The following is a 1689-nucleotide window of genomic DNA, read 5'->3' as shown; positions in this document are numbered from 1 at the left end:
GATCCCCTTCCTGCAGCGGTGGTTCTCGGCTTCGCGGGAGTGTTCGCCCTCCTGCTCGTGGCGGGCACGCTCCACGTGCTGCGCTCGTGGCGGAGGGAGCCGCGGACGGCGGACGGCGACACCGCCGACGGAGGGCCCTGACCGGCGCCCCCTGACCCTGCCTACTTAGTGAAGATATTCACAAACTCCGGTAGCATCGAGCCATGGCATTGACTCCTCACTTCTCTGATCGACCGCGCGTTCTTGTTGTAGGCGGCGGCTATGTCGGCCTCTACGTGGCCCACCGGCTGCAGAACAAGGTCAAGTCCCGGGGCGGCATCGTGACCCTGGTGGATCCGCTGCCCTACATGACCTACCAGCCGTTCCTTCCCGAGGTAGCCGCCGGAAGCATCGAACCGCGCCACGCGATCGTGTCCCACCGGGTGCACCTGCCGAAGACCGAGCTGATTTCAGGCAAGGTCACCGGCATCAACCATGCCGGCCGCACTGCGACAATCGAACCCGCGGGGGGCGGGGAGGCCTTCGAGTTGGGCTACACCGACGTCGTCGTTGCTGCCGGCTCCATCACCCGCACCTTCCCCATCGAGGGACTGAAGGACCAGGGCATCGGACTGAAGACCATCGAGGAGGCAGTCGCCCTTCGCAACCAGATCCTGGAGCGCATCGAGACCGGTTCCCTGATGCAGGCCGGGCCCGAGCGTGACCGAGCCCTGACGTTCGCCGTCGTCGGCGGCGGTTTCGCCGGCATCGAGGCGATCACCGAGATCGAGGACATGGCGCGGGACGCCGTAAAGAAGAACGACCGCCTGGAGCGCTCGGACCTGCGCTTCGTCCTCATCGAGGCCATGGGGCGCATCATGCCCGAGGTGACGGCCGAGCAGGCGGTCTGGGTGGTGGAGCACCTGCGCTCACGCGCCATCCAGGTCATGCTCAACACCTCGCTCTCCAGCGCGGTGGACGGACGCCTCAAGCTGATCAACATGCCCGACAAGACCCCGGCCGCCGAGTTCGAGGCCGGGACCCTGATCTGGACGGCCGGTGTGCAGGCCAACCCGGTAGTCACCTCGACCGATTTCCCGGTCGATGAGCGCGGCAGGCTCCGCGCCAACCCCGAACTGCGCATCGCAGGGGATGACGGTCCGATCCAGCACGCCTGGACCGCCGGTGACGTCGCAGCCGTCCCAGATCTCAGCGGTGGAGGCGTGGGAGGCTTCTGTGTACCGAATGCCCAGCACGCCGTGCGGCAGGCGAAACTCCTCGCCAAGAACATCCTGGCGCAGAACTACGGGGTGGGCGAGGTCAAGGAATACCGGCACACCAACCTCGGGGCCGTCGCAGGGTTCGGAACGTTCAAGGGCGTCGCCAACATCATGGGCTTCGGCATGCGCGGCTTCCCCGCGTGGCTCGCGCACCGGGGGTACCACGGCATGGCCATGCCCATGTTCGAGCGCAAGGCCCGCGTCATCTCGAACTGGAGCATGAGCTTCATCTTCGGCCGCGACCTGGCACCGATCTCGGATCTCCAGACACCGAAGCGCCAGTTCCGCGAAGCGGCAACCCCACCGCCGAAGAGGGACACGGCGCTGCAGAGCACGCCGCCGACGCCTGCCGGCAAGGTAGCAGCGGGCAAGGTGGGCGCACGCGCCTGATCACCGGCAGGTCGAGCAGTACGACGGCGGTTCCACCCGG

The 1689-nt window shown here is 67.1% G+C and carries 1 protein-coding gene; it reads left to right on the top strand.

Annotated features, from left to right (window positions below):
* Nucleotides 1-203: 203 nt before the first annotated feature.
* A complete protein-coding gene (locus tag Y704_RS20220; protein WP_051476876.1) occupies nt 204-1649 on the top strand; it encodes an NAD(P)/FAD-dependent oxidoreductase in 1446 nt (481 codons plus the stop codon).
* The last annotated feature ends 40 nt before the right edge of the window (nt 1650-1689 follow it).

The sequence above is a fragment of the Arthrobacter sp. Br18 genome (assembly GCF_000520555.1).
Classification (GTDB): Bacteria; Actinomycetota; Actinomycetes; order Actinomycetales; family Micrococcaceae; genus Arthrobacter_D.
The sequence above is the reverse complement of the archived record's forward strand: the minus strand, read 5'-3'. Positions and strand labels throughout refer to the sequence as shown.